Below are 26466 nucleotides of genomic sequence, written 5' to 3' on the forward strand. Positions count from 1 at the left end.
CTGCCAGCATAGCAGCGTCGGGGCCGCCTGCCGCAGTGCGAAAGAATCGTACACCCGCCCACTTGATCCCGCGGCCGGTTGCGGCCACGCTCATTCCATGAGCTTCACGCTGACCGCCGAACAGGAAGCCATCCGCGATGCCGCGCGCGCCTTCGCCGCGGAGCAGATGGCGCCCCATGCCGCCCGCTGGGACGAGGAGCAGATCTTCCCGGTCGAGACGCTGCGCCAGGCCGCGGCGCTGGGCTTTGCTGGCATCTATTGCGGCGAGGCGCATGGCGGCAGCGGCCTGACCCGACGCGACGCCGCGATCGTGTTCGAGGAGCTGGCGACCGCCTGCGTCTCCACCGCCGCCTATATATCGATCCACAACATGGTCGGCTGGATGATCGACAGCTTCGGGTCGGAGGAGCTGAAGGCGCGCTTCCTGCCGTCGCTGATGACGATGGAGCGTTTCGCCAGCTACTGCCTGACCGAGCCCGGCTCCGGCTCCGACGCTGCGTCGCTGCGCACCCGCGCGGTGCGCGACGGCGACCACTATGTCCTGAACGGCTCCAAGGCCTTTATCTCCGGCGGCTCGACCTCCGATGTCTATGTCGTGATGGTGCGGACCGGGGAGGCGGGGCCGAAGGGGATCTCGGCGGTCGTGGTCGAGAAGGGCACGCCCGGCCTGTCCTTCGGCAAGAAGGAGAAGAAGCTGGGCTGGAACAGCCAGGTGACCACGATGGTGATCTTCGAGGATTGCCGCGTCCCGGTCGCCAACCGGCTGGGCGAGGAGGGCGAGGGCTTCAAATTCGCGATGAAGGGGCTGGACGGCGGTCGGGTCAATATCGGCGCCTGCTCGGTCGGCGGCGCCCGCGCCTGCCTGGAGGCGGCGCGCAGCCATATGCTGCAGCGCAGCCAGTTCGGCCGGAAGATCGCCGAGTTCCAGGCGCTGCAGTTCAAGCTGGCCGATATGGCGATCGATCTCGACGCCGCCCGGCTGATGATCCACCGCGCCGCGGATTCGCTCGACCGGGGCGACCCGGACGCGACCCAGCATTGCGCCATGGCCAAGCGCTTCGCCACCGATGCCGGCTTCCGGATCTGCAATGATGCGCTGCAGCTGCATGGCGGCTACGGCTACATCAAGGAGTATCCGGTGGAGCGTTTCCTGCGCGACGTCCGCGTCAACCAGATCCTGGAAGGCACCAACGAGATCATGCGGCTGATCGTGGCCCGTCGCCTCCTGGCCGAATGAGAGACGGATGACCGACGAGATCCTGTTCGACCGCGAGGGGCCGATCGTCATCGCGACGCTGAACCGGCCGAAGGCCCTGAACGCGCTGACCCTGACGATGTGTCGGGCGCTCCTGCCGAAGATTGCGGAGTGGGCCGAAGATCCGGAGCTGCATGCCGTGGTGCTGCGCGGCGCCGGCGACCGCGCCTTCTGCGCCGGCGGCGACATCCGCGCGGTATATGAGCGGGGGCCGCAGAACGGCTTGCCGGACGGCGACCCGGACGACGATTTCTTCTGGGTCGAGTACCGGCTGAACCACGCCATCCATCACTTCCCCAAGCCTTGGATCGCGCTGCTCGACGGCGTCACCATGGGCGGCGGGCTGGGCCTGTCGGTGCACGGCTCGCACCGGGTGACGACCGAGAAGACGCTGAGCGCCATGCCGGAATGCGGCATCGGCCTGTTCCCGGATATCGGCGGCGGCTGGTTCCTGTCACGCTGCCCGGGCGAGATCGGCACCTATCTGGCCCTGACCGGCGCGCGCATCGGCGCCGCCGACATGCTCTTCTCCCGCATGGGCACGCATCACGTCGCCTCGGCCCGGGTCGACGACCTGGTCGCCGCGCTGGCCGAGGCCGGCTGGATCGGCAATGGCGGGCTGGTGGCGGAGGCGGTGCTGCAGCGCTTCGCCGCCGATCCCGGCGTGCCGACGCTGGCGCCTCTGCGCCCGGCGATCGACCGCTGCTTCCGCCACGACACGGTGGAGGAGATCCTCGCGGCGCTGGACGCCGAGGAGGGCGACTGGGCGAAGACCGCGGCGGCGCAGATCCGCGCCGGGTCGCCGACCAGCCTGAAGGTGACGCTGCGCCAGATCCGCCAGGGCAAGACCATGATCTACGACGCGGTGGCGGCGATGGAGTTCCGCATGGTCCACCGCTTCCTGACGAAGCCGGACTTCTTCGAAGGCGTGCGGGCGCAGCTGGTCGACAAGACCCGCGACCCGAAATGGCGGCCGGCGACGCTGGCCGAGGTGGACGACGCCGCGGTCGCCGCCTATTTCCAGCCGCTGCCCGGCCGCGAGCTGAGCTTCGACTGAACGACAGGACGGGCGGTCCACGCCCGGTTTGGGAGGAACCCTATGTCGCTGCGGATTGCCTTTCTCGGGCTCGGCCATATGGGTCGGCCGATGGCGCTGAACTTGGTGAAGGCCGGGCACCGTGTGTCCGGCTTCGACCCCGTGGACTCGGTGCGCGAGGCGGTGGCGAAGGAAGGCATCGCCGCCAAGCCCTCGATCGCCGCGGCGGTGGACGAGGCGCAGGTGGTGGTCAGCATGCTGCCGACCGGCGCCCACGCGCGCGACGCCTATCTCGGCGCCGACGGGGTGTGCGCCAGCGCGCCCGCGGGCGCGCTGCTGATCGACTGCTCGACTATCGACGTCGAGACCGCGCGCCTGCTCGGGAAGGAGGCGGCGTCGCGCGGCTTCGCCATGGTCGACGCACCGGTGTCGGGCGGCACCGGCGGCGCCGCGGCCGGCACCCTGACCTTCATGGTCGGCGGCCCCGATGACGCGTTCGCCCGGGCCGAGCCGGTGCTGCAGGCGATGGGCAAGGCCGTGATCCACACCGGCGGTTCGGGCACCGGCCAGGCGGCGAAGATCTGCAACAACATGGTGCTCGGCATCTCGATGATCGCGGTGTCGGAGGCCTTCGCCCTGGCCGACAGGCTGGGGCTGGAGCGGCAGAAGCTGTTCGACGTGGCATCGAAGAGCTCCGGCCAGTGCTGGTCGCTGACCACCTATTGCCCGGTACCGGGGCCGGTGCCGACTTCGCCGGCCAATCGCGACTACAAACCCGGTTTCACCGCGGCGATGATGCTGAAGGATCTGCGCCTGTCGCAGGCCGCGGCCCAAGCCACCAGCGCTGCCACTCCGCTCGGCGCGGCAGCGACTGCGCTCTACACCTTGTTTGTGAACGAAGGTGAGAAAGACACTGATTTTTCTGGGATCTTCAAGATGATCTCTGGCGAGTGACGCCGATGCCGTCCGCCGGCGAGCGGCCGCGGCGCGATGTCCTCACGCGGGTCTGGGACGACCGCCGGATCACCTTCCGGCTGATCGCCCCGGCAGCGGGATCCGTCTCCGTCATGTTCGGCTCGCTTGCGGCCATACCCTTGGCGAAGGCTGAGCATGGCGTCTGGAAAGCGACGATCGGCCCGGTCGAGCCCGGCCTCTACGAATACGGCTTCAGTGTCGACGGGTTTCGGTCGATCGATACGGGCAGCGGCACGCCGAAGCCGCAGCGGCAGGTCAATGCCAGCCTGATCCTGGTGCCGGGCAGCATCCTCGACACCCGGCCGGTGCCGCATGGCGATCTCCGGATCGTCACCATGCATAGCGCAGCGCTGGAAACGGAGCGCCAGACGCTGGTCTGGACGCCGCCCGGCTACAGCGAGGCGTCGGCGCCGCTGCCGTTGCTGTATCTCTATCACGGCTTCGGCGACACGGTCTGGTCCTGGGTGACCCAGGGCCGGGCGCCGCAGATCCTCGACAACCTGCTGGCCGAGGGGACGATCGTGCCGATGATCGTGGTGATCCCGGGCACGGAGGCGGATAGTCCCGGCATGATGCCGGAGGACTTCCCGGAGCCCATCCCCCGCCGCAGCTTCTATCCGACCAATGCTGCGGCCGTCGATCGCGAGCTGATCGGTGACATCATCCCCTATATGGAGGCGCGCTACCGCGTCCGGACCGACGCGTCGGGGCGGGCGATCGCGGGCCTGTCCCAGGGTGGCTACCAGGCGCTGGTCTCGGGCCTCGGCCGCCTCGGCACCTTCGCCTGGCTGGCGACCTTCAGCGGCGTCTCGCAGGCCACCGTGACGAACGAGGGCATCGCCCGGGCGCTGGCCGACCCGGCCGAGGTGAATGCCAGGCTCCGCAACTTCACCGTGACGGTCGGCAGCGACGACGGCGTCACGGGTGGCGACATCGCGGGCCTCCGCAGGGACCTCGACGCGGCCGGCATCCGCTACGACTACACGGAATATCCGGGGCTCGGCCACGAGATGGCGGTGTGGCGTCCGTCGCTGGCCGGTTTCCTGCAGAAGATCTTCAAGGCGTGATCGGATCATCGCCAGCGAGAAAGTGAGCCGGTTCCCTTCGGTTCGTCGGGCATAATCGCAGCCCAACGACTCGGGAGGGCCCCGTGCGCAAGATTTCCGCGTCGATCGCCGTTCTTGTCCTGTCGCTGAGCGGAGCGCCGTCGATGGCCGCCGATTCCGGCATTCCCGCCCTGCCGCCGACCGACCAGCCGCTGCGCGACTTCATCACCCGGGTCGAGGCGGACCGCCGCATCACCTTCCGGCTGTTCGCGCCGGCGGCGAAGTCGGTCGGGCTGGTCTTCGGCTCGACCGATCCGGCCAAGGCCAAGGCGACGCCGATGACGAAGGACGACCGCGGCGTCTGGACGGTCACCATCGGCCCGGTCGCCCCCGACCTCTACGAGTACTACTTCAACGTCGATGGCTTCCGCGCGACCGACACCGGCAGCAACGCGCCGAAGCCGCAGCGCCAGGTCAACACCAGCCTGGTGCTGGTGCCGGGCAGCATCCTCGACACCCGGCCGGTGTCGCATGGCGACCTGCGGGTCGTGACCCTGACAAGCAAGACGCTGGAGTCCGAACGGCAGATGCTGGTGTGGACGCCGCCCGGCTACAGCGAGGCGTTGGCGCCGCTGCCGGTGCTGTACCTCTATCACGGCTTCGGCGACACGGTCTGGTCCTGGGTGACTCAGGGCCGGGCGCCGCAGATCCTCGACAATCTGCTGGCCGAGAAGAAGATCGTGCCGATGATCGTGGTGATCCCGGACACCGAGACCGACGTGGCCGAGGCGGTGCCGGAGGACTTCGCGGCCGTCACCCGGCGCCAGACCTTCTACACGCCCAATGCCATGGCGGCCGACCGCGAGTTGATCGAGGACATCATCCCCTACATGGAGGCGCATTACCGGGTGCGCACCGACGCGGCGGGGCGGGCGCTGGCCGGCCTGTCGCAGGGCGGTTACCAGGCGCTGGTCTCGGGCCTTGGCCATCCCGGCACCTTCGCCTGGCTGGCGACCTTCAGCGGCGTCTCGCAAACCACGGTGCCGAACGACGGCATCGCCCGCGCGCTGGCCGATCCGGCCAAGGTGAACGCCGGCCTGCGCAACTTCACCGTGACGGTCGGCAGCGACGACACCATCACCGGCAAGGACATCGCCGGGCTGCGCAAGGATCTGGACGCCGCCGGCATCCGCTACGACTACAAGGAATATCCGGGCCTCTGGCACGAGATGGCGGTGTGGCGCCCGTCCCTGGCCGATTTCCTGCAGAAGATCTTCAGGGAATAAACGGCGGAAGCGGGGATAACCCGATCGTCATCGCGAGGAGCGAAGCGACGTGGCGATCCAGCGGCACGATCCCTGGATGGCCACGCCCCTTCGGGGCTCGCCATGACGAGGGGTCAGTCCCAGTCCGCGGCCTTGCCGGCGACGAGGCCGTCCTCGGCCAAGATGTGGCCGACCAGCCGGTCGGCCGCGGCGTCGGGCGCCGGTTGGCTGCCGGCGGGCTCGCCCGGGAAGCCCTGCTCGCGCAGCCGGGTCGCCATCGGCCCCGGATGGAACAGCGCCACGCGCAGCGGCGTCTTCGCCGTCTCCGCCGCATAGAGCCCGGCCATTGTGTCCAGCCCCGCCTTGGCCACGGCATAGGCGCTCCAATAGGCGGTGCCGCTGCGGGCGATACGGTCGGTGACGAAGACCGCCCGCGGTGCCTCCGCGGCACGCAGCAGCGGGTCGACCGAGCGGATCAGCCGGTAATTGGCGTTGAGGTTCAGGTCGAGCACCCGGGCCCAGACCTTCTCGTCACTGTAGGCGACCGGACCGAGATGGCCGAGCATGGCGGCGCTGGCGACCAGAAGGTCGAGCCGGCCGAAGCGCTGGGCCAGCGAGGCGCCGAGCAGGTCGATCTGCTCGAACTTCGAGAGGTCCATCGGCACCAGCGTGGCGCTGCCGCCCGCGGCCTTGATCGCGTCGTCGGTCTGCTCCAGCCCGCCGACCGTGCGGGCGGCGCAGACGACATGGGCGCCGGCGGCGGCGAGCCGGACCGCGACCGCGGCGCCGAAGCCCCGCGAGGCCCCGGTCACGAGCGCGATGCGCCCCTCCAGGGGCCTCCCGTTGTCGCTCATGGATCAGACGCGCTCGGACAGGGCGGAGCTGCGGCGCGGGGCGGCCGCATGGTCGGTCAGCGGCGTCGGATAGTCGCCGGTGAAGCAGGCGTCGCAGAACTGGCGGGCGTTGCCGGCCCGCTTCGGCGCGCCCATGGCGCGGTACAGGCCGTCGATCGAGATGAAGGCCAGGCTGTCGACGCCGATCAGCTCGGCCATCTGCTCGACCGAGTAGTTGTGCGCCAGCAGCTTGGTCTTCTCCGGCGTGTCGATGCCGTAGAAGCAGGGGTTGGTCGTCGGCGGGCTGGAGATCCGCATATGGACTTCGCGGGCGCCGGCGTCGCGCACCATCTTCACGATCTTCTGGCTGGTGGTGCCGCGGACGATCGAATCATCGACCAGCACCACCCGGCGGCCCTCGATCATCGCCCGATTGGCGTTGTGCTTCAGGCGCACGCCGAGATGGCGGATCTGGTCGGTCGGCTCGATGAAGGTGCGGCCGACATAGTGGTTGCGGATGATGCCGAGCTCGAAGGGGATGCCGCTCTGCGACGCGAAGCCGATGGCGGCGGGCACGCCCGAATCCGGCACCGGGATGATGACGTCGGCCTCGACCGGCGATTCGACCGCCAGCTCGGCCCCGATCCGGCGCCGCGCCTCGTAGACCGAGGAGCCTTCGACCACGCTGTCGGGCCGGGCGAAGTAGATGTACTCGAAGATGCAGAAGCGGCGCTCGGCCGGCTGGAACGGCTTGATGCTGCTCACCCCCTCGGCGGTCAGCACCACCATTTCGCCGGGTTCGACATCGCGGATGAATTCGGCGCCGATGATGTCGAGGGCGCAGGTTTCCGACGCCAGCACATGGCTGGTGCCGGATGCGGTCTCCAGCTTGCCCAGCACCAGCGGGCGGAAGCCCATCGGGTCGCGGATGCCGATGACGTGCTCCGGCGACAGGGCGATCAGGGAATAGGCGCCCTCGACCTGGCGCATCGCCTCGACCAGCCGGTCGATCACGTTGCCGCCGCGGGCGGTTGCCATCAGGTGCAGGAACACCTCGGTGTCCGAGGTCGACTGAAACAGGCAGCCGCGGCTGACCAGCTGGTGCCGCAGGCGCCCGGCATTGGTCAGGTTGCCGTTGTGGGAGATGGCGAAGCCGCCGAACTCGAAATCGGCGAACAGCGGCTGGACATTGCGCAGGCCCGCGCCGCCGGTGGTGGCGTAGCGGTCGTGGCCGATCGCGGCGTTGCCCTTGAGCTGGCCGACCACCGCCTGCGACGAGAAGGCGTCGCCGACCAGGCCGTTGGCGCGGTGGGCGTGGAACTGCTCGCCGTCATAGGAGACGATGCCGCAGGCCTCCTGGCCCCGGTGCTGCAGCGCGTGCAGCCCCAGCGCGGTCATCGCGGCGGCCTCGGGATGCCCCATGATGCCAAAGATGCCGCACTCCTCACGGAGCGTGTCGCCGTAGAGGTCGAAAGGATCGGTCGTCAGCATGCCGCTGCGGAGGGTCCTGGGCCCTGGGCGCCATCGGCGCCGTTGGAAGTCTTGGCGCCTATATAGTGTCAACCGCCACCGGTTGCACCCGCGTTCGGCGGGGGGGCCGGATGCGTCTGCGTCGGGGATGTCGGGGTGACGCCGGGCGCGGCCGGGTCAGGGGCCGGCGGCTGCGTCTGTTGGGGCTGGGCCGGAGCCGGCGCCGTTGGCTGGCCCTGGCCGTTGAGCAGGCTGCCGATCGGGTCGGTGACCACCTTCGGCGCGAGCGCCGGAGCCTCCTGCTTGGCCTTGTCGATCGCACCCGCCAGCGCCTCCTGCGGCACCAGGCTCTTCAGATGCTCGGCACCGGCCTGCACCCAGGGCAGCATCCGGGCGTTCTCCAGCCAGGGCGGCCGCCGGGTTTCCGGAAAGATCCAGGTCAGCAGCAGGTAGGCGAGGCAGACCAGAACGGCGCCGCGCAGGATTCCGAACAGGAAGCCGAGCGACCGGTCGACGGCGTTGAGCGCCGAGCCCTTCACCACCCGGGCCAGCATGTGGCTGATGGTGGAGAAGACCACCAGCGCCACGACGAAGATGCCGGCGCCGGTCAGGATGTCGGCCAGCAGCTGCATCTCGATGTACTGGCGCAGATAGGGCCTGGCGTCGTTGAAGGTCCACAGCGTGACCAGGGCGGCGCCGGCCCAGCCGGCGATCGACAGCACCTCGGCCACGAAGCCGCGCGCCAGCGCCAGGAAGGCGGAGATGGCGAGGATGATCAGGATCGCGATGTCGCCGGCGGCGATGGGAAGGCTATCCAGGATCGGTCTCCTCGAGGCTCCTGCGGCGCCCGGCCGAAACGGCGCGCGCATCGACGTTGAACAGGGCCAACAGCTCCTCCAGCCGGGCGATGCTGCGCCGCTCGATCGGCAGCGCGTCGCGGCTGGCGGCGCGGCCCCTCTTCGGGTGCCCTTGTGGCACGATCGCCGCGGCGAATCCAAGCTTCGCCGCTTCCTTCAGCCTCGCATCGCTCTGCCCCACGGCGCGGACCTCGCCGGACAGGCCGATCTCGCCGAACACCACCGTGTCGCGCGGCACCGGCACGCCGGTGAGGGAGGAGAGGAGGGCGGCCGCCACCGCCAGATCCGCCGCCGGCTCGGCGATCCGCAGGCCGCCGGCGACGTTGAGATAGACGTCGTTCATGCCGATGGCGACGCCGCAGCGCGCCTCCAGTACCGCCAGGACCATGGCCAGGCGGGCGCTGTCCCAGCCGACCACGGCGCGGCGCGGAGTGCCGAGCGGCGACGGCGCGACCAGAGCCTGGATCTCGACCAGCACCGGCCGGGTGCCTTCGAGCCCGGCGAAGACCGCGGCCCCGGAGACGTCGCCGCTGCGGTCGGCCAGGAACAGCTCGGACGGGTTGCGCACCTCGGCCAGGCCGCCATCGGTCATCTCGAACACGCCGATCTCGTCGGTCGCGCCGAAACGGTTCTTTACCGCCCGCAGGATGCGGAACTGGTGGCCGCGCTCGCCTTCGAAATAGAGCACGGTGTCGACCATGTGCTCCAGCACCCGCGGCCCGGCGATGGCGCCGTCCTTAGTGACGTGGCCGACGATCAGGAGCGCGGCGCCGCGGCGCTTGGCGTGGCGGATCAGCTCGGCCGCCGAGGCGCGGACCTGGGCGACGGTGCCCGGCGCGCTCTCCAGCGCGTCGAGGAACATGGTCTGGATCGAATCGATCACCACGACCTTCGGTCCGTCCGGCCGGTCCATCGCGGCGATGATGTCGCGGACGTTGGAGGAGGCGGCAAGGCGGACCGGCGCCTGGGACAGGCCGAGGCGCTGGGCCCGCATGCGGATCTGATCGACCGCCTCCTCGCCCGAGACATAGGCGCAGTCTATGGTGCCGGCCAGGCGGCACAGCACCTGCAGCAGCAGGGTCGACTTGCCGATGCCGGGGTCGCCGCCGATCAGGATGGCCGAGCCGGGAACGATGCCGCCGCCGCAGACCCGGTCGAACTCGTCATTGCCGCTCAGCCAGCGCGGCTCGTCGATCGTGGCGGACGCCAGGTCGGTGAAGGCGATGGCGCGCCCGCCGCCGGCCTTGGCCCCGCCGAACGCCTTCGGCGCGGCCTCGACGATCTCCTCGACCAGCGTGTTCCACTCGCCGCAGGAATCGCAGCGTCCGGCCCAGCGGGCGTAGCTGGCGCCGCAGTTCTGGCAGACATAGCGGGTCGCGTTCTTCGCCACGGGGGGACTTCTACCAAATGTTCCGGCGTCGCAAGGAGTGAGCTGCCTTCACTACCAAACCGTCATCGCGAGGAGCGAAGCGACGTGGCGATCCAGCGGCTCGATTTCTGGATTGCCACGCCCCTGCGGGGCTCGCAATGACGGTGTGAGAGTGGGCTGTCACACCGCAGCCGGCCTTCACGTCAGGAAATCCGGACCTGCATCTGGATCGGCCCCTCGGCGCGGCCGTGCACGAACTGGTCGACATAGGGATTGCCGGAGTCGTTCACCTGCGCCGCCGGCCCCGCCCAGATGATCCGGCCCTCATAGATCATGGCGATGCGGTCGGCGATCTTGCGGGCGCTGGCCATGTCGTGGGTGATCGAGAGGGTGGTGGCGCCCAGGTCGCGGCGGCATTTCACGATCAGGTCGTTGATCACGTCGGCCATGATCGGGTCGAGGCCGGTGGTCGGCTCGTCGAAGAAGATGATCTCCGGCTCGGCGGCGATGGCGCGGGCCAGGCCGACGCGCTTCTGCATGCCGCCCGACAGCTCGGCCGGATAGAGCGCGGCGACGTCGGGGCCCAGCCCGACCTGGGCCAGCTTGTCGACCGCGATCTCCTTCGCTCGCCTGCGGGATTCGCCGCGGCCCTGGATCAGGCCGAAGGCCACATTTTCCCACACCGTCAGGCTGTCGAACAGGGCGGCGCCCTGGAACAGCATGCCGAAGCGCTTCATCAGATCCACCCGGTCGCCGCCGGACAGGTCGTGGGTCTCGGCGCCGTCGATCAGGATCCGGCCGCGGTCCGGCCGGATCAGGCCGAGGATCGACTTCAGCAGCACCGACTTGCCGGTGCCGGAGCCGCCGATCACGACCAGGGATTCGCCGGCCACGATCTCCAGGTCGATGCCGCGCAGCACCTGCTTCGGGCCGAAGGCCTTGTGCACGCCCTCCAGTCGGATCTTGGGGGTGGTCGTCATGGCCGTCACCCCACGTACAGGCCGGTGATCATGAAGTCGAACAGCAGGATCAGGATCGAGGCGGAGACCACCGCATTGGTGGTGGCCGCGCCGACGCCCTGGGCCCCGCCGCGCGAATTGTAGCCGTGGTAGCAGCCCATCAGCGCCACGACGAAGCCGAAGGCCGCGGCCTTGAGCAGGCTGAGCACGACGTCCTCGACCTCGAGGGCCTGCCAGGTCGCCGTGATATAGGCCGAGGGATTTTCGCCCAGACGGTAGACGCTGATCAGGAAGCCGCCGAACACCCCGATGATGTCGGCCACGACGACCAGGCAGGGCAGCATCAGGAGCCCGGCGATCAGCCGCGGCGCGACCAGGTATTTGTACGGGTTGGTCGAGAGGGTGCTGAGCGCGTCGATCTGCTCGGTCACCCGCATGGTGCCGATCTCGGCCGCCATCGAGGCGCCGATGCGGCCGGCGACCATCAGCCCGGCCAGGACAGGCCCCAATTCGCGTACAACCGACAGGAGCACGACATTGGCGCCGAAGCCGCCGGCGCCGAAGCGGCTGAAGCCCGCCTGGGTCTGCAGCGCCAGCACCATGCCGGTGAACAGCGCCGTCAGCCCGACCACAGGCAGGGAGTAGTAGCCGATGTCGATCACCTGGCGCAGGAACAGCCGCGGGTAGAAGGGCGGCCGCAGGCACTGCGCCAAAGCGTTCAGGGTGAAGAGGGCGAGGCGGCCGACGGCGGCGAGGAAGGCGAGGAAGGTGCGGCCGATCGTGGCGAGGAAGTTCATTCGGCGCCGCCGAGATAGCGCCGGGCGTAGCGCCGCCCGAGGCTGGTCAGGATCTCGTAGCCGATGGTGCCGGCGCTCTCGGCCAGCCGGTCGGGCGGCAGCTCCGGGCCGATGACCTCGACCAGGGCGCCAGGTGCGGCCAGCGTTTCGGGAATGTGGGTCACGTCCACCGTGATCAGATCCATCGAGATTCGGCCGGTGATCGGCGCGGTGAAGCCTGCGATGCGCACGGCGCCGCGGCCACTGGCGGCCCTTGGAACGCCGTCGGCGTAGCCCACGGCGATCGTCGCGAGCCGGGCCGGACCCTCCACGCGGTGCGCGGCACCGTATCCAACGGTCATGGGGGTGTCAACGCGGCGGGTCTGCAGGATTCGAGCCTCGACCCGCACCACATCGGCCATCGGATTCGGCCGGCCAGGCGTCGGGTTGATGCCGTAGAGGGCGGCGCCGGGACGGGTCAGATCGCCGTGGAATCGGGATCCGAGGAAGATGCCGGAGGAGTTGGCGATGCTGACCGGCGCCTTCGGCAGCTTCGCCACGGCCCGGCGGAACCGGTCGAGCTGCGCCCGGTTCATCGGGTTCCCCGGCTCCTCGGCACAGGCGAGGTGCGTCATCCAGGTCAGCGGCGCGATGCCGTCCAGGGCGCTCGGGTCGGCGGCCAGCCGATCCTGGTCCTCAGGCGCGAGACCGAGGCGGTTCATGCCGCTGTCGAGATGGACGAAGCAAGGCAGGGCGGTGCCAAGCGCCCGGGCATGGCCGGCCCAGGCGGCGATCTCCGCCGGGTGGTTCAGCGCCGGGATCAGGCTGTGGGCTGTGTAGTCGGCGGCCAGGCCCGGCAGCAGGCCGTTGAGGACAACGATGCGCGCTTCGCCGAGCACCGCCCGCAGCGCGATCCCTTCCTCCAGATGCGCGACGAAGAAGCTCCGGGCGCCGGCGGCGAACAGGGCGCGGCCGACCGGCGCGGCGCCCAGGCCATAGGCATCGGCCTTGAGCACGGCGCCGCATTCCGATGGCGCGCTGCGTGCCGAGAGTCTCCGCCAGTTCCCGACGATGGCGTCGAGGTCAATAGTCAGCAGGGCGCCGGCCCGGCCGAGCGCCGCCGCTTCACTGGTCATCGAAGCTGGGATCGGCCTGGAGGTTGGAGAACTTGGTGTACTGGCCCTCGAAATGCAGCCGCCGGGTGCCGGTCGGGCCGTGGCGCTGCTTAGCGATGATCACCTCGGCGATGTTGTGCACCCGGTCCATCGCCGCCATCCAGTCCTGGTGCTCCGGCGTGCCCTCGGGCGGCTCGGCCTTCGACAGGTAGTAGGCCTCGCGGTAGACGAACATGACCACGTCGGCGTCCTGCTCGATCGAGCCGGATTCGCGCAGGTCGGCCAGCTGCGGCCGCTTGTCCTCGCGGTTCTCGACCTGACGGGAGAGCTGGGACAGGGCGACGACCGGGATGTTCAGGTCCTTGGCCAGGATCTTCAGGCCGCGGGTGATCTCCGAGATCTCCTGCACCCGGTTGTCGGTCTTCTTGCCCCCGCCGCTGGCGTTCATCAGCTGGATGTAGTCGACGACCAGAAGGCCGAGATTATGTTGTCTTTTCAGGCGTAAGGCGCGCGTTCTTAAGGTGCTGATCGAAACACCGGCAGTGTCGTCGATGAAGAAGGGCGTCTGCCGGATCAGATTCGCCGCCTCGACCACGCGCGGGAAATCGGACCGTTTCATGTCGCCCTTGCGGATCCGCTCCGAGGCGATCTCGGCCACCTCGGACAGGATACGGACGGCAAGCTGCTCGGACGACATTTCCATGGAGAAGAAGCCGACCACGGCGCCTTCCTTGCCGTGCTTGCGCAGATAGGCGGTGGCGGCGTTGAAGGCCATGTTGGTCGCCAGCGCCGTCTTGCCCATGCCCGGCCGGCCGGCAAGGACGATCAGGTCCGAGGGCTGCAGGCCGCCCATCATCTTGTCGATCTCGGCCAGGCCGGTGGTCACGCCGGTCAGCGGCGTGTCGCGCTCCAGCGCCTTGCCGGCGGCATCGACCGCACGCGCCAGGATGTCGCCGAAGGCCTCGAAATCCTTGCGCAGCACGCCCGAGCTGGACAGCCGGTACAGCTTCTCCTCGCCCTGCTGGATCTGGGCCGGGCCGTCCAGTTCGTTGTCCAGCTTGTAGGCTTCGTTGACGATCTCCTCGCCGGCGAGGATCAACTGGCGCCGGAGCGACAGGTCGTAGATGGTCTGGGCGTAGTCCTCGGCGTTCATCACCGAGACCACGCTGGCCGCCAGGTCGGTCAGGTATTGGGCGCCGCCGACGCCCTCCAGCTCGTTGTCGGTCTCGAAATACTGCTTCAGGCTGATCGGATCGGCGATCCGGTTCTGCTCCGCGAGTCGCAGCGCGGCAGCGTAGATCCGGCCATGCGCCGGAACGTAGAAATGCTCCGGCCGCAGGAAGTCCGACGCCTTCTCCAGCGCGGCGTTGTTGGCCAGGATGGCGCCGAGCAGCGCCTGTTCGGCTTCCTCGTTCGCCGGCATCCGGCGGTAGGTCGGGCTCGCCATCGTGTCGGCGCTGTGAACGAGGGTGAGGGGGGATTCGGGACGCGACTTCTCCATCGGCTCAACCTACCGCAGCCGGGCGGGGCACCGCCAGGAACGACGGTCCCGCTCTCCTGTGGATAGCGGGATCGAATGTGTACAGATCTGTGGATAGTTGGAATCAGCCTGTCAGATCAAGGATTTGTCGGCTTGGCTGTGGCCGCCGTGGGGCCGGCCTGCTGCCGTTTCGCGGCGCCATCCATGATGATACGCGCGAGGCTGTCGTAATCGCCGTCGAAATGGTGTCCGCCGGTGGTCTTGATCACCTCGGCGCCGGCCAGGGCGGGGGTCGGGCAGACGGTGTCGTCCTCCTCCTCCCCGTAGAAGCACTGCAGGCGGGCCGGGTCGATCGACTTCAGCTCCGGCGCCACGGGCGGCGCGTCGTCGGCGGCGGAGACGCCGAGCCAGCCGGTGACCCGGATCTCGAAATCGGTCCGTTCGGCCAGGCCCAGCAGGCTGATCTGGTCGACCTTCGCCTTCTCGGCGGCCGGCAGCCGGTTGTAGGCAAAGGGCAGGATATTGGCGCCGAAGGAATAGCCGATCAGGACCACACGCTGGGCGCCCCAGGCCTTGCCATAATGGTCGATGATATGGGCCAGGTCCTTGGCCGTCTGCTCCGGCGTACGCTCGCTCCAGAAATAGCGCAGGCTGTCGACGCCGACGACGGAAATCCCTTTCTGCTGAAGGGCTTCGCCGATGGTCTTGTCGAGATCCTGCCAGCCGCCGTCGCCGGAATAGATGATCGCGAGCGTGGGCGAGGGGGACGCCGCCGGCAGCTCCTCCAGCGGCAGGCTGCCGACGGCGGAGGCGTCGGCATCTGCCGGCGTATCCCGCTGCAGCATGGCCGCAGCCTGGTCGGCCAGCGGCGCGTCCTTCGGCAGGGTCACCACCTCGCCGCCGGACGCCGCCGCGAAGGCGCTCGTGGCCGGGTCCGACTGGGAGAGGCCGACACGCCACCAGCCCGGGATGTGCGGCTGCGGCCCATAGGTAAAGCCTCCGCCCGGGGCCGGCGTCGCGGCCGGGGCGTCTCCCGGGCCGGTGCAGAGCGGTAGCCGGGTCTTCAGCGGCGGCATCGGGCCGATGCTGGCGCCGCCCTCGATCGTGGTCTTCGCCGCCGCCTGGGCCACCGCGCCATAGGCAATGGTCGCGCCCTGGCCACGGCCGACCACGATCGGGGCGTGATAGGAGGCGAATTTGAACTCGCGCTCCAGCCGCTGGCTCAGCTCTTCGAAATCGCCGGCCGGGGAGTGGCAGTCCTGGTCGTCGCCATGCTCCAGCCCGTCGAGATAGCGCTTCAGGTCGACGCCGACGACGAAGGCGCCGCTGCCCTGCAGCCGCTGCGCGGCCGCGTCGAACTCCGGGGACCAGCCGGTGTCGTCCGACAGCAGGAAGACCATGGAACTCGGCTGGCCGTCCGGCTGCCACAGGCGGACCGAGCCGAGCGTGCCGCCGTCATAGCTGCGCGGCGGCGCGGCCGAGGCACGCTGGTCGGGGATCAGCCAGGCCGCCGCGGCCAGGGCGATCCCGGCGGTCACCGCCAGCCCGCCAGCGACCAGCCAGGAGGTCCGTTTCATCGCGCCACCAGCCCCTTGATTCCGCCGCCGATCAGCGCCGCGATGTCCGAGATGGCCAGGGCCGGGGCCAGGCCGCTCGGCGTCGCCAGGTAGCGCGGCTCCCACACCGGGTCGAATTTCTGCTTGAAGGCGCGCAGCCCCTCGAAATTGTAGAAGCGGGCGCCGCTGCGGTAGACGAAGCCGCCGATGCGGTGCCAGAGCGGCGCCAGCGGGTGGCTCTCCAGGCCCGACAGCGGTGCCATGCCGAGGCTGAGCGTCTCGTAGCCTTGTTCCTGGAAGTGCAGGATCAGCTTGGTGATCAGGAACTCCATCACCAGCTTGGAATTCGCTTCGGTGTGCCGCATCAGGTCGATGGCGGCCTCGCTCTTCTCCTCCGTCACCATCAGCGTGGCGAAGGCCACCAGCCGGCCGTTCTCGCGCACCAGGGCCACCGGTGAGCCGTTGACGTAGTCAGGGATGAAGGCGCCGAGCGAGAACCGCTTCTCCTTCGCCGCCTGTTTGTGCAGCCAGTCGTCGGAGACGGCGGCGAGTTCGCTGATCAGCGCCGTGCCGGCGCCGGCCGGCACCATCTCGAAGGTCAGCCCGTCCTTCTCGCCGCGGGACAGGGCATAGCGCAGCGCCTTCTTGCGGCCGCTGCCCTCCAGCGTGAAGCTCCGTAACGGCACCCGCGCCTCCTCGCCCAGCTTCGACAGCGTCATGCCGGTGTCGAGATAGAGCGGCAGGGTCTCCGCCCGGACGCCGTAATAGGCCGGGCGGCCGCTGGTCGCCTCGGTCATCTCGCGGAAGCGCCAGATCAGCTCCGGCCAGTCCTCGCGCGCGCCGACCGGGTCGCCCAGCGCGGCCCAGGTCCGGCCCTGGATGGCATACATCAGGAAGGCGCGGCCGCTGTCCGAGAACAGGAGCGCCTTGTCGCCCATGCGCACCAGATTGGCCTCGGCGCGCGGCTGCTGCCGCAGGATCTGCTCGGCCTGGCGAATCTCGGCCGCCGTCGGCGCCGCCATCCGGCCGTGATGGGCCCGGACCAGGTGCCAGAGACCGTAGAGCGTGGCCAGGAGGCTGACCGCGACCATGGCCCTGAGCGCACGCGAGGCCTCGTCATGGACGGCGAAGGTCCACCACAGGTCGTTGGCATAGGCGACGTGGCGGAAGGAGAAGAAGGTCAGCCAGGCCATGCCGCCGACCACGCTGCCGAGTGCGATCAGCCAGCCCGGAGTCATCGGCTGATCGAACAGGGCGGAGCGGCGCCAGAACTCCTCCCGGCAGGGCAGCATGATGACGAGGCACAGCAGCAGCAGCAACGCCTCGCGCCAGGCGAAGCCCTTGCCCAGCGCCAGCACGGCGCTGACGGCGAGCAGCAGCAGGGTCAGCCAGTAGGCCGCGATCAGCCGCCGGAACAGGCCCCAGGCGACGACCAGCAGCGCGAGGCCGGTGACGGCCGCCAGGATGTGCGACAGCTCGACCACCGCGACCGGCAGGTTCTCCAGGATCTCGATGCGGCTCTTCAGCGTCGGCGTGGCCGCCGAGACCAGCAGCAGCGTGCCGACGACGAAGATCAGCGCCGCCATCACCGACGGCATCAGCCGGCCGGCGACGTCGAGCGTCAACCGGGTCGGGGCGTGGACCTGCAGCCGGCGCAGGCCGCGCATCGTCTCGGCGCCGGCGAGGATGCCGACCGCCAGGATCACCGGGATCAGGAAATAGACCGCGCGGTACACGACCAGCGCCGCGGCGATGGCCTGCGGCGGCAGCACCGGGCCGAGGCCGAGCAGCATCACGGATTCGAACACGCCGACGCCGCCCGGCACATGGCTGAGGATGCCGGCCACGGTGGCGACGACGAAGACGACGAAGAAGGCGCCGAACGGAACGCTGCCGTGCGGCAGCAGGACCCAGAAGGCGAAGCCGGCGAACAGCAGCTCGACCGTCGAGATCAGGAGCTGGCCCGCGGCGATGCCGAAGCTGGGCAGCGGAACCCGGCCCAGGAACGGCTGGCCGGGCCGGCGGCGGGCGCAGGCCAGCAGGAACAGCCCGGCGCCGGCCAGGATCACGGCGGCCCCGGCGGTGGTCCAGCCGCTGTGGATGCCGAGCGCCCGGGTCAGCAGCTGCGGCTGCAGCAGCACCGCCCCGGCGCCGACGGTGGCGATGCCGAAGCCGAAGGCGAGGGCGCAGAAGCCGGCGACCCTGGCGATATCGCCGAATTCGAGGCCGGTCGCGGTGTAGACGCGGTAGCGCACCGAGCTGGCGGTGACGAGGCCGCCGATGGTGTTGCCGACGGCGTAGCCGCAGAAGCTGGCCAGCGCCATGGTCCGCAGCGGCACGCGGGCGCCGACATAGCGCAGCGCCGACCAGTCATAGCCCATCAGCGCGATGAAGCTGCCGATGGTGCCCAGCAGCGCCAGGCCGACCGAGGTCCAGGGCAGGGCGCGGATCCGCACGATCAGCTCGTGCCAGCTCATCGCCGCCAGCTCCTGCCGGATCGCATAGGCGGCGCCGGCGAACAGCAGCAGGGTGACGATCGTCAGCAGGGCCGGCTTGAGGCGCTGGCGTATGGGCCGAAGGGCCGCGCCGTCGGAGACGCCGGCCGCGTCGGCAGTCGGAACGGAAACCGCCTGCGGCTGTGCCGTGGACATGGACAGGAAACTCGATGGGACCGGACGGACCGGACGCTAATCCCGCCCGGGCCCCGGATCACGTTAAGACTTTGCAACGAACAGTTCAGGTTCCGCCGCCGGTAAGGACGGGGAACGCCCAGCAAAAAGGCGCGGACCCGAAGGTCCGCGCCTCTTCGATACAGACCGGAAGGAGCCGGGTTACGCCGGCTCGCCCTCGGTGCTCTCGGTCTCGGCTTCGGCGATCGCGGCCGCAGCAGCCGCCTCGGCCGCCGCTTCTTCCTCCTCGAGAACCGAGGACACGATCATGCCGCCGCGCTCGCGCTGCATCTCGGCCTCTTCGGCCGAGCGGGCGACGTTCACGGTGACGATGACGCTGACCTCGGGGTGCAGCCGGATCCGGACCTTCTCCAGGCCCAGGGTCTTGATCGGATGCTCGATCGCGACCTGGCCGCGCGAGACGGTGTAGCCGTCGGCGGTCAGGGCTTCGGCGATGTCGCGGGCCGTCACCGAGCCGTAGAGCTGGCCGGTGTCGCCGGCCTGGCGGATGACGACGATGTAGACGTCGTCCATGCGCGCCGCGACCTTCTCGGCCTCGCCCTTGGCCTTGAGGTTGTTGGCCTCGATCTGCGCCCGCTGCTTCTCGAACACGGCCAGGTTGGCCTTGGTCGCGCGCAGCGCCTTCTTCTGCGGCAGGAGGTAGTTGCGGGCGAAGCCGGGCTTCACCTTCACCACGTCGCCGATCTGGCCGAGCTTCTCGACCCGCTCCAGCAGGATGATTTCCATCGGATCCTCCCCTTACTTCACGATGTAGGGCAGGAGGCCGAGGAAGCGCGCGCGCTTGATGGCGCGGGCCAGCTCACGCTGCTTCTTGGCCGAAACCGCGGTGATGCGGCTCGGGACGATCTTGCCGCGCTCGGAGATGAAGCGGCCCAGCAGCTTGGTGTCCTTGTAGTCGATCTTCGGCGCGTTGGCGCCGGAGAACGGGCAGGTCTTCCGGCGGCGGAAGAACGGACGCCGTGCACCCATCGCGCTCATGCCTGGGCTCCTTCACCTTCAGCCTGCTCGCGGCCGAAGCCACGGTCGCGGCGGTCACCGCGGTCGCCCCGACCATCGCGGTCGCGGCCATCGCGGTCGCGGCCGGCACGGCTCTGCATCATCACCGACGGACCCTCCTCGAGGGCGTCGACGCGCAGCGTCAGCGTGCGCAGCACGTCCTCGTTGATGCCCATCAGCCGCTCCATCTCGGCCACGGCGGCCGCGGGGGCGTCGATGTTCATCAGGACGTAGTGGCCCTTGCGGTTCTTCTTGATCCGGTAGGCGAAGCTCTTCAGGCCCCAATACTCGGTCTTGGTGACCTTGCCGCCGTTCTCGGCGATGATGTTGGAGAAGCCCTCGGTCAGGGCCTCCACCTGCGCGGCGGACACGTCCTGCCGCGCGATGTACACGCTCTCGTAAAGTGGCATGGTGACTCCTTATGGCTGTTCCCGGCATGGCGCTGTCCGGTGACCCGTCAGCCGCCCATGCCACAGCCGGCCGCTATGCCACGCGACCGGCAAGGAGCATCGACGAAGGCGCGCACTATACACAGGAGCGGCCGAAGATCAAGCGCGATCGGATCCTGGATCATCGATCAGGCTTGACTTGCGGTCGCGAGGCTCTATGACGGGCGCCCTTATCGCGATGCGGGGGTTTTGCCATGGCGCGCGCTTTCGTGTTTCCGGGACAGGGCAGCCAGGCCGTTGGCATGGGCAAGGCGCTGGCCGACGGTTCGGCCGCTGCCCGCGAGGTCTTCGCCGAGGTCGATGCGGCTCTGGGCCAGAAGCTGTCCGAGCTGATGTTCGCCGGCGATATCGAGACCCTGACCCTGACCGAGAACGCCCAGCCGGCGCTGATGGCCGCCTCGATCGCCGCGGCGCGGACGCTGGCGGAGCGGTCCGGCCGCCCGCTGACCGATTTCGCCGGCTTCGTCGCCGGCCACAGCCTCGGCGAATATTCCGCCCTGGCCGCGGCGGGCGCGATCAGCGTCGCCGACGCGGCCCGGCTGCTGCGCCTGCGCGGCCGGTCGATGCAGAAGGCGGTGCCGGTCGGCGTCGGCGCCATGGCGGCGCTGCTGGGGCTGGACCTCGATCAGGCGCGCGACGTCGCTGCCCGCGCCTCGACCGCGGATTCGATCTGCACCGCGGCCAACGACAACGCCCCCGGCCAGGTCGTGGTCAGCGGCCATAAGGAAGCGGTGGAGCGGGCGATCGCGCTGGCGGCGGAGCTCGGCGCCAAGCGCAGCATCCTGCTGCCGGTCAGCGCCCCGTTCCATTGCCCGCTGATGGCGCCGGCGGCCGAGGCGATGCGTGCCGCGCTGGCCGAGGTCGAGGTCAAGGCACCGGCCGTGCCGGTGGTCGCCAACGTCACCGCGGCGCCGGTCACAGCCCCCGATGAGATCCGCCGCCTGCTGGTCGAGCAGGTGACCGGAACCGTGCGCTGGCGCGAGAGCGTGCTTTACATGAAATCCGAGGGCGTGCAGGAACTGGTCGAGCTCGGGGCCGGCAAGGTGCTGGCCGGCCTCGCCAAGCGCATCGATCGCGACCTCGCCGCGGTGTCGCTGCAGACGCCGGAAGAGATCGATGCCTGGATCGCATCGACCGGCGCCTGAAGCACGAGGGAAGAGAGCATGTTCGATCTGAGCGGCAAGTCGGCGCTCGTCACCGGCGCCTCCGGCGATATCGGGCGCGCCATCGCGACCCTGCTGCATGCCCAGGGCGCCACCGTGGCGCTGTCCGGAACCAAGGTCGAGAAGCTGGAGGCGTTGGCCCGTGATCTGGGCGAGCGGACCCATGTCGTCCCGGGCGACCTGTCGAGCGCCGAGGGCGCCGAATCGGTGGCTAAGGCGGCCGAGGCGGCGGCCGGCGGCATCGACATCCTGGTGAACAATGCCGGCCTGACCCGCGATGGTCTCGCCATGCGGATGAAGGACGAGGATTTCGAGACCGTCCTGAACGTGAACCTGGTGTCCGGCTTCCGCCTGGCGCGCGCGGCGCTGCGCGGCATGATGAAGAAGCGCTGGGGCCGGATCGTGTCGATCACCTCGATCGTCGGCCACACCGGCAATCCGGGCCAAGCGAACTACGCCGCCTCCAAGGCCGGCCTGACCGGCATGACCAAGGCGTTGGCGCAGGAAGTCGCGAGCCGCGGCATCACCGTCAACTGCGTCGCGCCGGGCTTCGTCACCAGCGCCATGACCGATGCGCTGAACGAGGAGCAGAAGGCGCGGATCTCCGCCACTATCCCGATGGCGCGGATGGGCGAGCCGGCCGAGATCGCGGCCGCGGTCCTATATCTCGCCAGCAACGAGGCCGCCTATGTCACCGGCCAGACCATTCATGTGAATGGCGGGATGGCGATGGTCTGACGTTGCCGGGCTGGACATGGCCAGATGCTTGGCCATGTTCGATCAGGTGTGTTATGTGACCGCGGGTCTACGGGGCGGTCACTTGTGCGGGGGTAGCACTGCGGAATTCAGCCCCGTTCCGCTCTCTTGAAAGGTAGAAAGAATGAGCGAAAGCATCGCCGATCGCGTTAAGAAGATCGTCGTCGAACATCTCGGCGTCGAGGAAGGCAAGGTCACCGAGTCGGCCAGCTTCATCGACGACCTGGGCGCCGACAGCCTCGATACCGTCGAGCTGGTCATGGCGTTCGAGGAGGAGTTCGGCTGCGAGATTCCGGACGACGCGGCCGAGAAGATCCTGACGGTGAAGGACGCGATCCAGTTCATCGAGCAGCATTCGGCCGGCTGATCGCAGGGCCTTGCCACACGTTCCGCCGCAGAACCGGATGAAATGATGCGACGTGTCGTAATCACCGGCATGGGGATGGTCACGCCTCTCGGTGCCGGTGTGAAGACCAATTGGGATCGGCTGATCGCCGGCAAGTCGGGGATCGGGGCGATCACCACCTTCGACGTCTCGGATCTGCCGGCGCGGATCGCGGGCATGGTGCCGCGCGGCACCGGCCCGGGTGATTTCGACGTCGACAGCGCGGTCCCCTCCAAGGACCAGCGCAAGAACGACGTGTTCATCCATTACGCGATCGCCGCGGCCAACGAGGCGATCGCGAATTCAGGATGGCAGCCGCCGAGCGACGAGGCGCGCGACCGCACCGGCGTCATGATCGGCTCGGGCATCGGCGGCCTGCAATGGATCGCCGAGGGCTCGCTGACCCTGGAGGAGAAGGGGCCCCGCCGGATCTCCCCCTTCTTCATCCCGGCGGCGCTGATCAACCTGGCCTCCGGTCAGGTCTCGATCCAGCACGGCTTCCGCGGTCCGAACCATGCCGTGGTCACGGCCTGCTCGACCGGCGCGCACGCGATCGGCGACGCGGCGCGGCTGATCATGTGGGACGATGCCGACGTCATGGTGGCAGGCGGGGCGGAGGCGGCGGTGTGCCGGCTCGGGCTCGCCGGCTTCGCGGCGGCGCGGGCGCTGTCCACCGGCTACAACGACGCCCCGGACCGTGCCTCGCGCCCCTATGACAAGGGCCGCGACGGCTTCGTCATGGGCGAGGGCGCCGGCGTCGTCGTGCTGGAGGAACTGGAGCACGCCAAGGCACGCGGCGCGAAGATCTATGCCGAGGTGGTGGGCTACGGCCTGTCGGGTGACGCCCATCACATCACCGCCCCGCCGGACGACGGCAATGGCGGCTACCGGGCGATGTCGGCGGCGCTGAAGCGGGCCGGCCTGACCCCGTCGGACATCGACTACGTCAACGCCCACGGCACCTCGACGCCGCTCGGCGACGAGATCGAGCTCGGCGCGGTCAAGCGGCTGTTCGGCAACGCGATCGAGACGGTGTCGATGTCCTCGACCAAGTCTGCCATCGGCCATCTGCTCGGCGCCGCCGGCGCGGTCGAGGCGATCTATTCGGTGCTGGCGATCAACCATGACGTGGTGCCGCCGACGCTGAACCTCGAGGATCCGTCGGAGACCTGCCTCGGCGTCGACCTGGTGCCGAAGCAGGCCAAGGAACGGCCGGTGCGGGCCGCCCTGTCGAACAGCTTCGGCTTCGGCGGGACCAACGCGTCGCTGATCTTCCGCGAGTACGTCTGAGTTCATGCTTCGGGCTCTCGCCCGCGCGCTCGTCTTCCTGGTGGTCCTGGCGGCCGTTGTCGCTGGCGGCGTCGCCTGGTTCCTTCACGCCTATCGCTCACCGGGGCCGCTGACGGCCCCGGTGACGCTGGTGGTCGAGCGCGGCAGCGGCCTGACCGCGATCGCGGCGCAGCTGGAGGCGGCGGGGGTGATCGAGAACCGCTGGGTGTTCCTGGCGGGGATCGCGCTGGAGGGGGGCGATCGCAGCCTGAAGGCCGGAGAATACGCCTTCGCGCCCGGAACCTCGCCGGTCGGAGCGGCCGACCTCTTGGCCCGCGGCAGCAACGTGTCGCACAAGATCACCATCCCGGAGGGCCTGACCTCGGCCGAGATCGTGGCCCTGGTGCAGGCCGAGCCGCTCCTGTCCGGCGAGGTCGGGGAGACGCCGACCGAGGGGGCGCTGCTGCCGGAGACCTACCAGTTCATCCGCGGCGACACGCGCGCTGCGGTGATCGAGCGGATGCGCAAGGCGATGCGGCAGGAGGAGGAGGCGCTGTGGGCGAAGCGGGCCAACGGCCTGCCGTTCAAGACCGTGCAGGACGCGGTCACCCTGGCCTCGATCGTGGAGAAGGAGACGGGCGTGCCGGCAGAGCGGCCGGTGGTCGCCAGCGTGTTCCTGAACCGGCTCGAGGCCGGCATGCCGCTGCAATCCGATCCGACGGTGATCTACGCCCTGACCGAGGGCAGGAAGCCGCTCGGCCGGGCGCTCACCCGGGCCGACTGGAAGCTGGACTCGCCCTACAACACCTACCTTGTGCCTGGCCTGCCGCCGGGACCGATCGCCAATCCGGGACGCGACTCACTTGCCGCAGTGCTCAACCCGGCGGTCACGAGCTATTATTACTTTGTGGCCGATGGGTCGGGCGGGCACGTCTTCGCCCGGACGCTCGAAGAGCACAACCGCAACGTCGCTGATTGGCAGAAGCGGCGACAGGCCGCTCCGCCGAAACCCGGCGACGCGGCCCCGGAGACCGGAGACAGCACGCCTTGAACGGTAGAGAGGATTCGCATCTGCTGCACACGATTCGCGGTGTCCTGGTGCCGATCCACCCGGCGGGCTACCCGTTCATCGGCGTGTTCGCCGTGGTCACGGTGATGCTGTTCCTGACCTGGGAGCCGGTCGGCTGGCTGGGCGTGCTGGCGACCGCCTGGTGCACCTATTTCTTCCGTCATCCGCCGCGGGTGACGCCGAATCGGCCGGATCTGGTGGTGGCGCCGGCCGACGGCCGGGTGCAGATGGTGGTGCAGGCGGCACCGCCGGCGGAGCTCGGGCTCGGCAACCGGCCGCTGACCCGGATCAGCATCTTCCTCGACGTGTTCAACGTCCATGTGAACCGCGTCCCGGCCGACGGCGCGGTGGTCGACGTGAAGTACCGTCCGGGCAAGTTCCTGAACGCCAATCTGGAGAAGGCCAGCGAGGAGAATGAGCGCTGTGCCGTGTCGCTGCGCCTGCCGGACGGCCGGATGCTGGTCTTCGTCCAGATCGCGGGGCTGGTGGCCCGGCGCATCATCTGCGACCTCTCTCCCGGCCAGCCGGTCGTGGCCGGCGAGCCCTACGGGCTGATCCGCTTCGGCAGCCGCACCGACATCTATCTGCCGGAGGGGGTCGAGCCGCTGGTCGCGGTCGGCCAGACCATGATCGGCGGCGAGACCGTGCTGGCCGACCTGGCCGCCACCGTCGTCAACCCGGTCGCCGTCGCGCGATGATGAGGCCCGAGCATCGCCAGCATCGGCGACCCTTCCGCCGCCGGCCGGTCGTCCGCATTCGCGGCCTGACGATCAACCGGCTGCTGCCGAACATCTTGACCACGCTGGCGCTGTGCGCCGGGCTGACCGCGATCCGCTACGCCATCCACGAGCGCTGGGAGCAGGCGGTGACGGCGATCCTGGTGGCGGCCGTGCTGGACGGGCTGGACGGCCGCGTCGCCCGCCTCCTGCGCGGGTCGAGCAAGTTCGGGGCGGAGCTGGACAGCCTGGCCGACATCGTCAGCTTCGGCGTCGCCCCGGCGCTGATCCTCTATCTCTGGATGATGCAGGACGCCGGCAGCCTGGGCTGGGTGGCGGTGATGGCCTATGCGGTCTGCGCCGCGCTGCGCCTGGCCCGATTCAACACGGCGCTGGACGACACCACCCTGCCGGCCTTCGCCTACAACTACTTCACCGGCGTGCCGGTGCCCGCGGGCGCCATCCTGATCCTGATGCCGGTGATGATCAGCTTCGAGTTCTCATCCGGCTTCTGGGCGGCGCCGCTGCTGGTCGGCCTCTGGACCGTGGCGGTGGCGTTGCTGCTGGTCAGCCGGATTCCGACCTTCTCGATGAAGGTGGTGCGGATCCCGCCGGACTACATCGTGCCGGTGCTGATCGGGGTGGGGCTGGTGGCCACGCTGCTGGTCACCGCCACCTGGCCGACGCTGGTCGCGCTCGGCCTGATCTATGTCGGCAGCCTGCTCTTCAGCATCCGGCGCTACGCCCATCTCAAGCGCCAGGCCGCGCTGATGATGGGGGAGATCCAGGAGGCGTCGGCCGCCGATCCGGGCGCCGCGACGCAGCCGCCGCCGGACCGTCCGTCCTCGGATCAGCCGAACGCGGCGTAGGCGACCAGCAGAAGGGCGAAGCTGGTCGCCACCCAGCCGACGATGGTCACGATCTCGCGGACCAGGTCGAACGGGCCGTCGCTGTCGTCGTCGTCATGGATCAGATGCATGG

General features: G+C 69.5%; 26 protein-coding genes. 12 read left to right on the forward strand and 14 right to left on the reverse strand.

Features of this window, described 5'->3' with window-relative positions:
• Nucleotides 1-97: 97 nt before the first annotated feature.
• From KXR53_RS11975 to KXR53_RS11995, 5 genes are all read left to right on the forward strand, one after another.
• The gene (locus tag KXR53_RS11975; RefSeq protein WP_437375372.1) at nt 98-1237 is read left to right on the forward strand and encodes an acyl-CoA dehydrogenase family protein; all 1140 of its coding nucleotides are present in this window, start codon (nt 98-100) and stop codon (nt 1235-1237) included.
• Between the two features lie 7 nt (nt 1238-1244).
• The gene (locus KXR53_RS11980) at nt 1245-2312 is read left to right on the forward strand and encodes an enoyl-CoA hydratase/isomerase family protein (protein ID WP_437375373.1); all 1068 of its coding nucleotides are present in this window, start codon (nt 1245-1247) and stop codon (nt 2310-2312) included.
• Nucleotides 2313-2354: 42 nt separating this feature from the next.
• Complete coding sequence (gene mmsB / locus KXR53_RS11985) at nt 2355-3245, forward strand: 3-hydroxyisobutyrate dehydrogenase (protein WP_437375374.1); 891 nt, start codon at nt 2355-2357, stop codon at nt 3243-3245.
• A gap of 5 nt (nt 3246-3250) precedes the next feature.
• Complete coding sequence (locus tag KXR53_RS11990) at nt 3251-4333, forward strand: alpha/beta hydrolase-fold protein (RefSeq protein ID WP_437375375.1); 1083 nt, start codon at nt 3251-3253, stop codon at nt 4331-4333.
• Nucleotides 4334-4416: 83 nt separating this feature from the next.
• Nucleotides 4417-5598, forward strand: a complete 1182-nt coding sequence (locus KXR53_RS11995; RefSeq protein ID WP_437375376.1) for an alpha/beta hydrolase-fold protein — start codon at nt 4417-4419, stop codon at nt 5596-5598.
• A gap of 113 nt (nt 5599-5711) precedes the next feature.
• Here the strand turns inward: KXR53_RS11995 and KXR53_RS12000 are convergent, their stop codons facing one another.
• The 13 genes from KXR53_RS12000 to rpsF all read right to left on the reverse strand — a co-directional run bounded on the left by KXR53_RS12000 (nt 5712) and on the right by rpsF (nt 20088).
• The gene (locus KXR53_RS12000) at nt 5712-6431 is read right to left on the reverse strand and encodes an SDR family NAD(P)-dependent oxidoreductase (protein ID WP_437375377.1); all 720 of its coding nucleotides are present in this window, start codon (nt 6429-6431) and stop codon (nt 5712-5714) included.
• 3 nt (nt 6432-6434) lie between these two features.
• Nucleotides 6435-7901: an amidophosphoribosyltransferase gene (gene purF, locus KXR53_RS12005; protein WP_437375378.1), complete on the reverse strand. Its 1467-nt coding sequence runs from the start codon at nt 7899-7901 to the stop codon at nt 6435-6437.
• 68 nt (nt 7902-7969) lie between these two features.
• Entirely contained in the window at nt 7970-8749 is a 780-nt protein-coding gene (locus KXR53_RS12010; RefSeq protein WP_437375379.1) for a CvpA family protein, read from the reverse strand.
• Entirely contained in the window at nt 8691-10127 is a 1437-nt protein-coding gene (gene radA, locus KXR53_RS12015; protein WP_437375381.1) for a DNA repair protein RadA, read from the reverse strand. The genes KXR53_RS12010 and radA overlap by 59 nt, the downstream gene beginning before the upstream one ends.
• A gap of 182 nt (nt 10128-10309) precedes the next feature.
• Nucleotides 10310-11086: an ABC transporter ATP-binding protein gene (locus tag KXR53_RS12020; protein WP_437375383.1), complete on the reverse strand. Its 777-nt coding sequence runs from the start codon at nt 11084-11086 to the stop codon at nt 10310-10312.
• A gap of 5 nt (nt 11087-11091) precedes the next feature.
• Nucleotides 11092-11862, reverse strand: a complete 771-nt coding sequence (locus KXR53_RS12025; protein ID WP_437375384.1) for an MlaE family ABC transporter permease — start codon at nt 11860-11862, stop codon at nt 11092-11094.
• Nucleotides 11859-12977, reverse strand: coding sequence for an alanine racemase (alr, locus tag KXR53_RS12030; protein ID WP_437375386.1), 1119 nt, complete (start codon nt 12975-12977; stop codon nt 11859-11861). The genes KXR53_RS12025 and alr overlap by 4 nt, the downstream gene beginning before the upstream one ends.
• Nucleotides 12967-14457, reverse strand: a complete 1491-nt coding sequence (locus KXR53_RS12035; RefSeq protein ID WP_437375387.1) for a replicative DNA helicase — start codon at nt 14455-14457, stop codon at nt 12967-12969. The genes alr and KXR53_RS12035 overlap by 11 nt, the downstream gene beginning before the upstream one ends.
• A 116-nt stretch (nt 14458-14573) precedes the next feature.
• Nucleotides 14574-16013, reverse strand: coding sequence for a virulence factor family protein (locus KXR53_RS12040; RefSeq protein ID WP_437375388.1), 1440 nt, complete (start codon nt 16011-16013; stop codon nt 14574-14576).
• The gene (gene mprF / locus KXR53_RS12045) at nt 16010-18643 is read right to left on the reverse strand and encodes a bifunctional lysylphosphatidylglycerol flippase/synthetase MprF (RefSeq protein ID WP_437375389.1); all 2634 of its coding nucleotides are present in this window, start codon (nt 18641-18643) and stop codon (nt 16010-16012) included. Before mprF ends, KXR53_RS12040 begins: the two co-directional genes overlap by 4 nt.
• A gap of 180 nt (nt 18644-18823) precedes the next feature.
• A complete protein-coding gene (gene rplI / locus KXR53_RS12050) occupies nt 18824-19408 on the reverse strand; it encodes a 50S ribosomal protein L9 (RefSeq protein ID WP_437375390.1) in 585 nt (194 codons plus the stop codon).
• Between the two features lie 12 nt (nt 19409-19420).
• A complete protein-coding gene (gene rpsR / locus KXR53_RS12055; RefSeq protein ID WP_306770208.1) occupies nt 19421-19651 on the reverse strand; it encodes a 30S ribosomal protein S18 in 231 nt (76 codons plus the stop codon).
• A gap of 5 nt (nt 19652-19656) precedes the next feature.
• Nucleotides 19657-20088 carry a 30S ribosomal protein S6 gene (gene rpsF / locus KXR53_RS12060; RefSeq protein WP_437375391.1) on the reverse strand — a complete coding sequence of 144 codons (432 nt, stop codon included), beginning with the start codon at nt 20086-20088 and terminating at the stop codon, nt 19657-19659.
• 233 nt (nt 20089-20321) lie between these two features.
• Between rpsF and fabD the strand changes: the two genes are divergently transcribed.
• From fabD to pssA, 7 genes are all read left to right on the forward strand, one after another.
• Nucleotides 20322-21272, forward strand: coding sequence for an ACP S-malonyltransferase (fabD, locus tag KXR53_RS12065; RefSeq protein WP_437375392.1), 951 nt, complete (start codon nt 20322-20324; stop codon nt 21270-21272).
• A gap of 18 nt (nt 21273-21290) precedes the next feature.
• Nucleotides 21291-22028 carry a 3-oxoacyl-[acyl-carrier-protein] reductase gene (gene fabG, locus KXR53_RS12070; protein WP_437375394.1) on the forward strand — a complete coding sequence of 246 codons (738 nt, stop codon included), beginning with the start codon at nt 21291-21293 and terminating at the stop codon, nt 22026-22028.
• A gap of 142 nt (nt 22029-22170) precedes the next feature.
• Nucleotides 22171-22413, forward strand: a complete 243-nt coding sequence (locus KXR53_RS12075) for an acyl carrier protein (protein WP_026872739.1) — start codon at nt 22171-22173, stop codon at nt 22411-22413.
• A 45-nt stretch (nt 22414-22458) separates the two neighbouring features.
• The gene (gene fabF, locus KXR53_RS12080) at nt 22459-23721 is read left to right on the forward strand and encodes a beta-ketoacyl-ACP synthase II (RefSeq protein ID WP_437375395.1); all 1263 of its coding nucleotides are present in this window, start codon (nt 22459-22461) and stop codon (nt 23719-23721) included.
• A gap of 4 nt (nt 23722-23725) precedes the next feature.
• Nucleotides 23726-24751: an endolytic transglycosylase MltG gene (gene mltG, locus KXR53_RS12085; protein ID WP_437375396.1), complete on the forward strand. Its 1026-nt coding sequence runs from the start codon at nt 23726-23728 to the stop codon at nt 24749-24751.
• Entirely contained in the window at nt 24748-25467 is a 720-nt protein-coding gene (locus tag KXR53_RS12090) for a phosphatidylserine decarboxylase (protein ID WP_437375398.1), read from the forward strand. The genes mltG and KXR53_RS12090 overlap by 4 nt, the downstream gene beginning before the upstream one ends.
• A complete protein-coding gene (gene pssA / locus KXR53_RS12095; RefSeq protein WP_437375399.1) occupies nt 25464-26354 on the forward strand; it encodes a CDP-diacylglycerol--serine O-phosphatidyltransferase in 891 nt (296 codons plus the stop codon). The genes KXR53_RS12090 and pssA overlap by 4 nt, the downstream gene beginning before the upstream one ends.
• On the opposite strand, the gene KXR53_RS12100 is transcribed toward pssA, so the two are convergent.
• On the reverse strand, nt 26336-26464 hold the full coding sequence (locus KXR53_RS12100) for a hypothetical protein (protein ID WP_437375401.1): 129 nt from the start codon (nt 26462-26464) through the stop codon (nt 26336-26338). The genes pssA and KXR53_RS12100 overlap by 19 nt on opposite strands.
• Between the last annotated feature and the right edge of the window lie 2 nt (nt 26465-26466).

This window comes from Inquilinus limosus (assembly GCF_051487185.1).
GTDB lineage: Bacteria > Pseudomonadota > Alphaproteobacteria > DSM-16000 > Inquilinaceae > Inquilinus > Inquilinus limosus_F.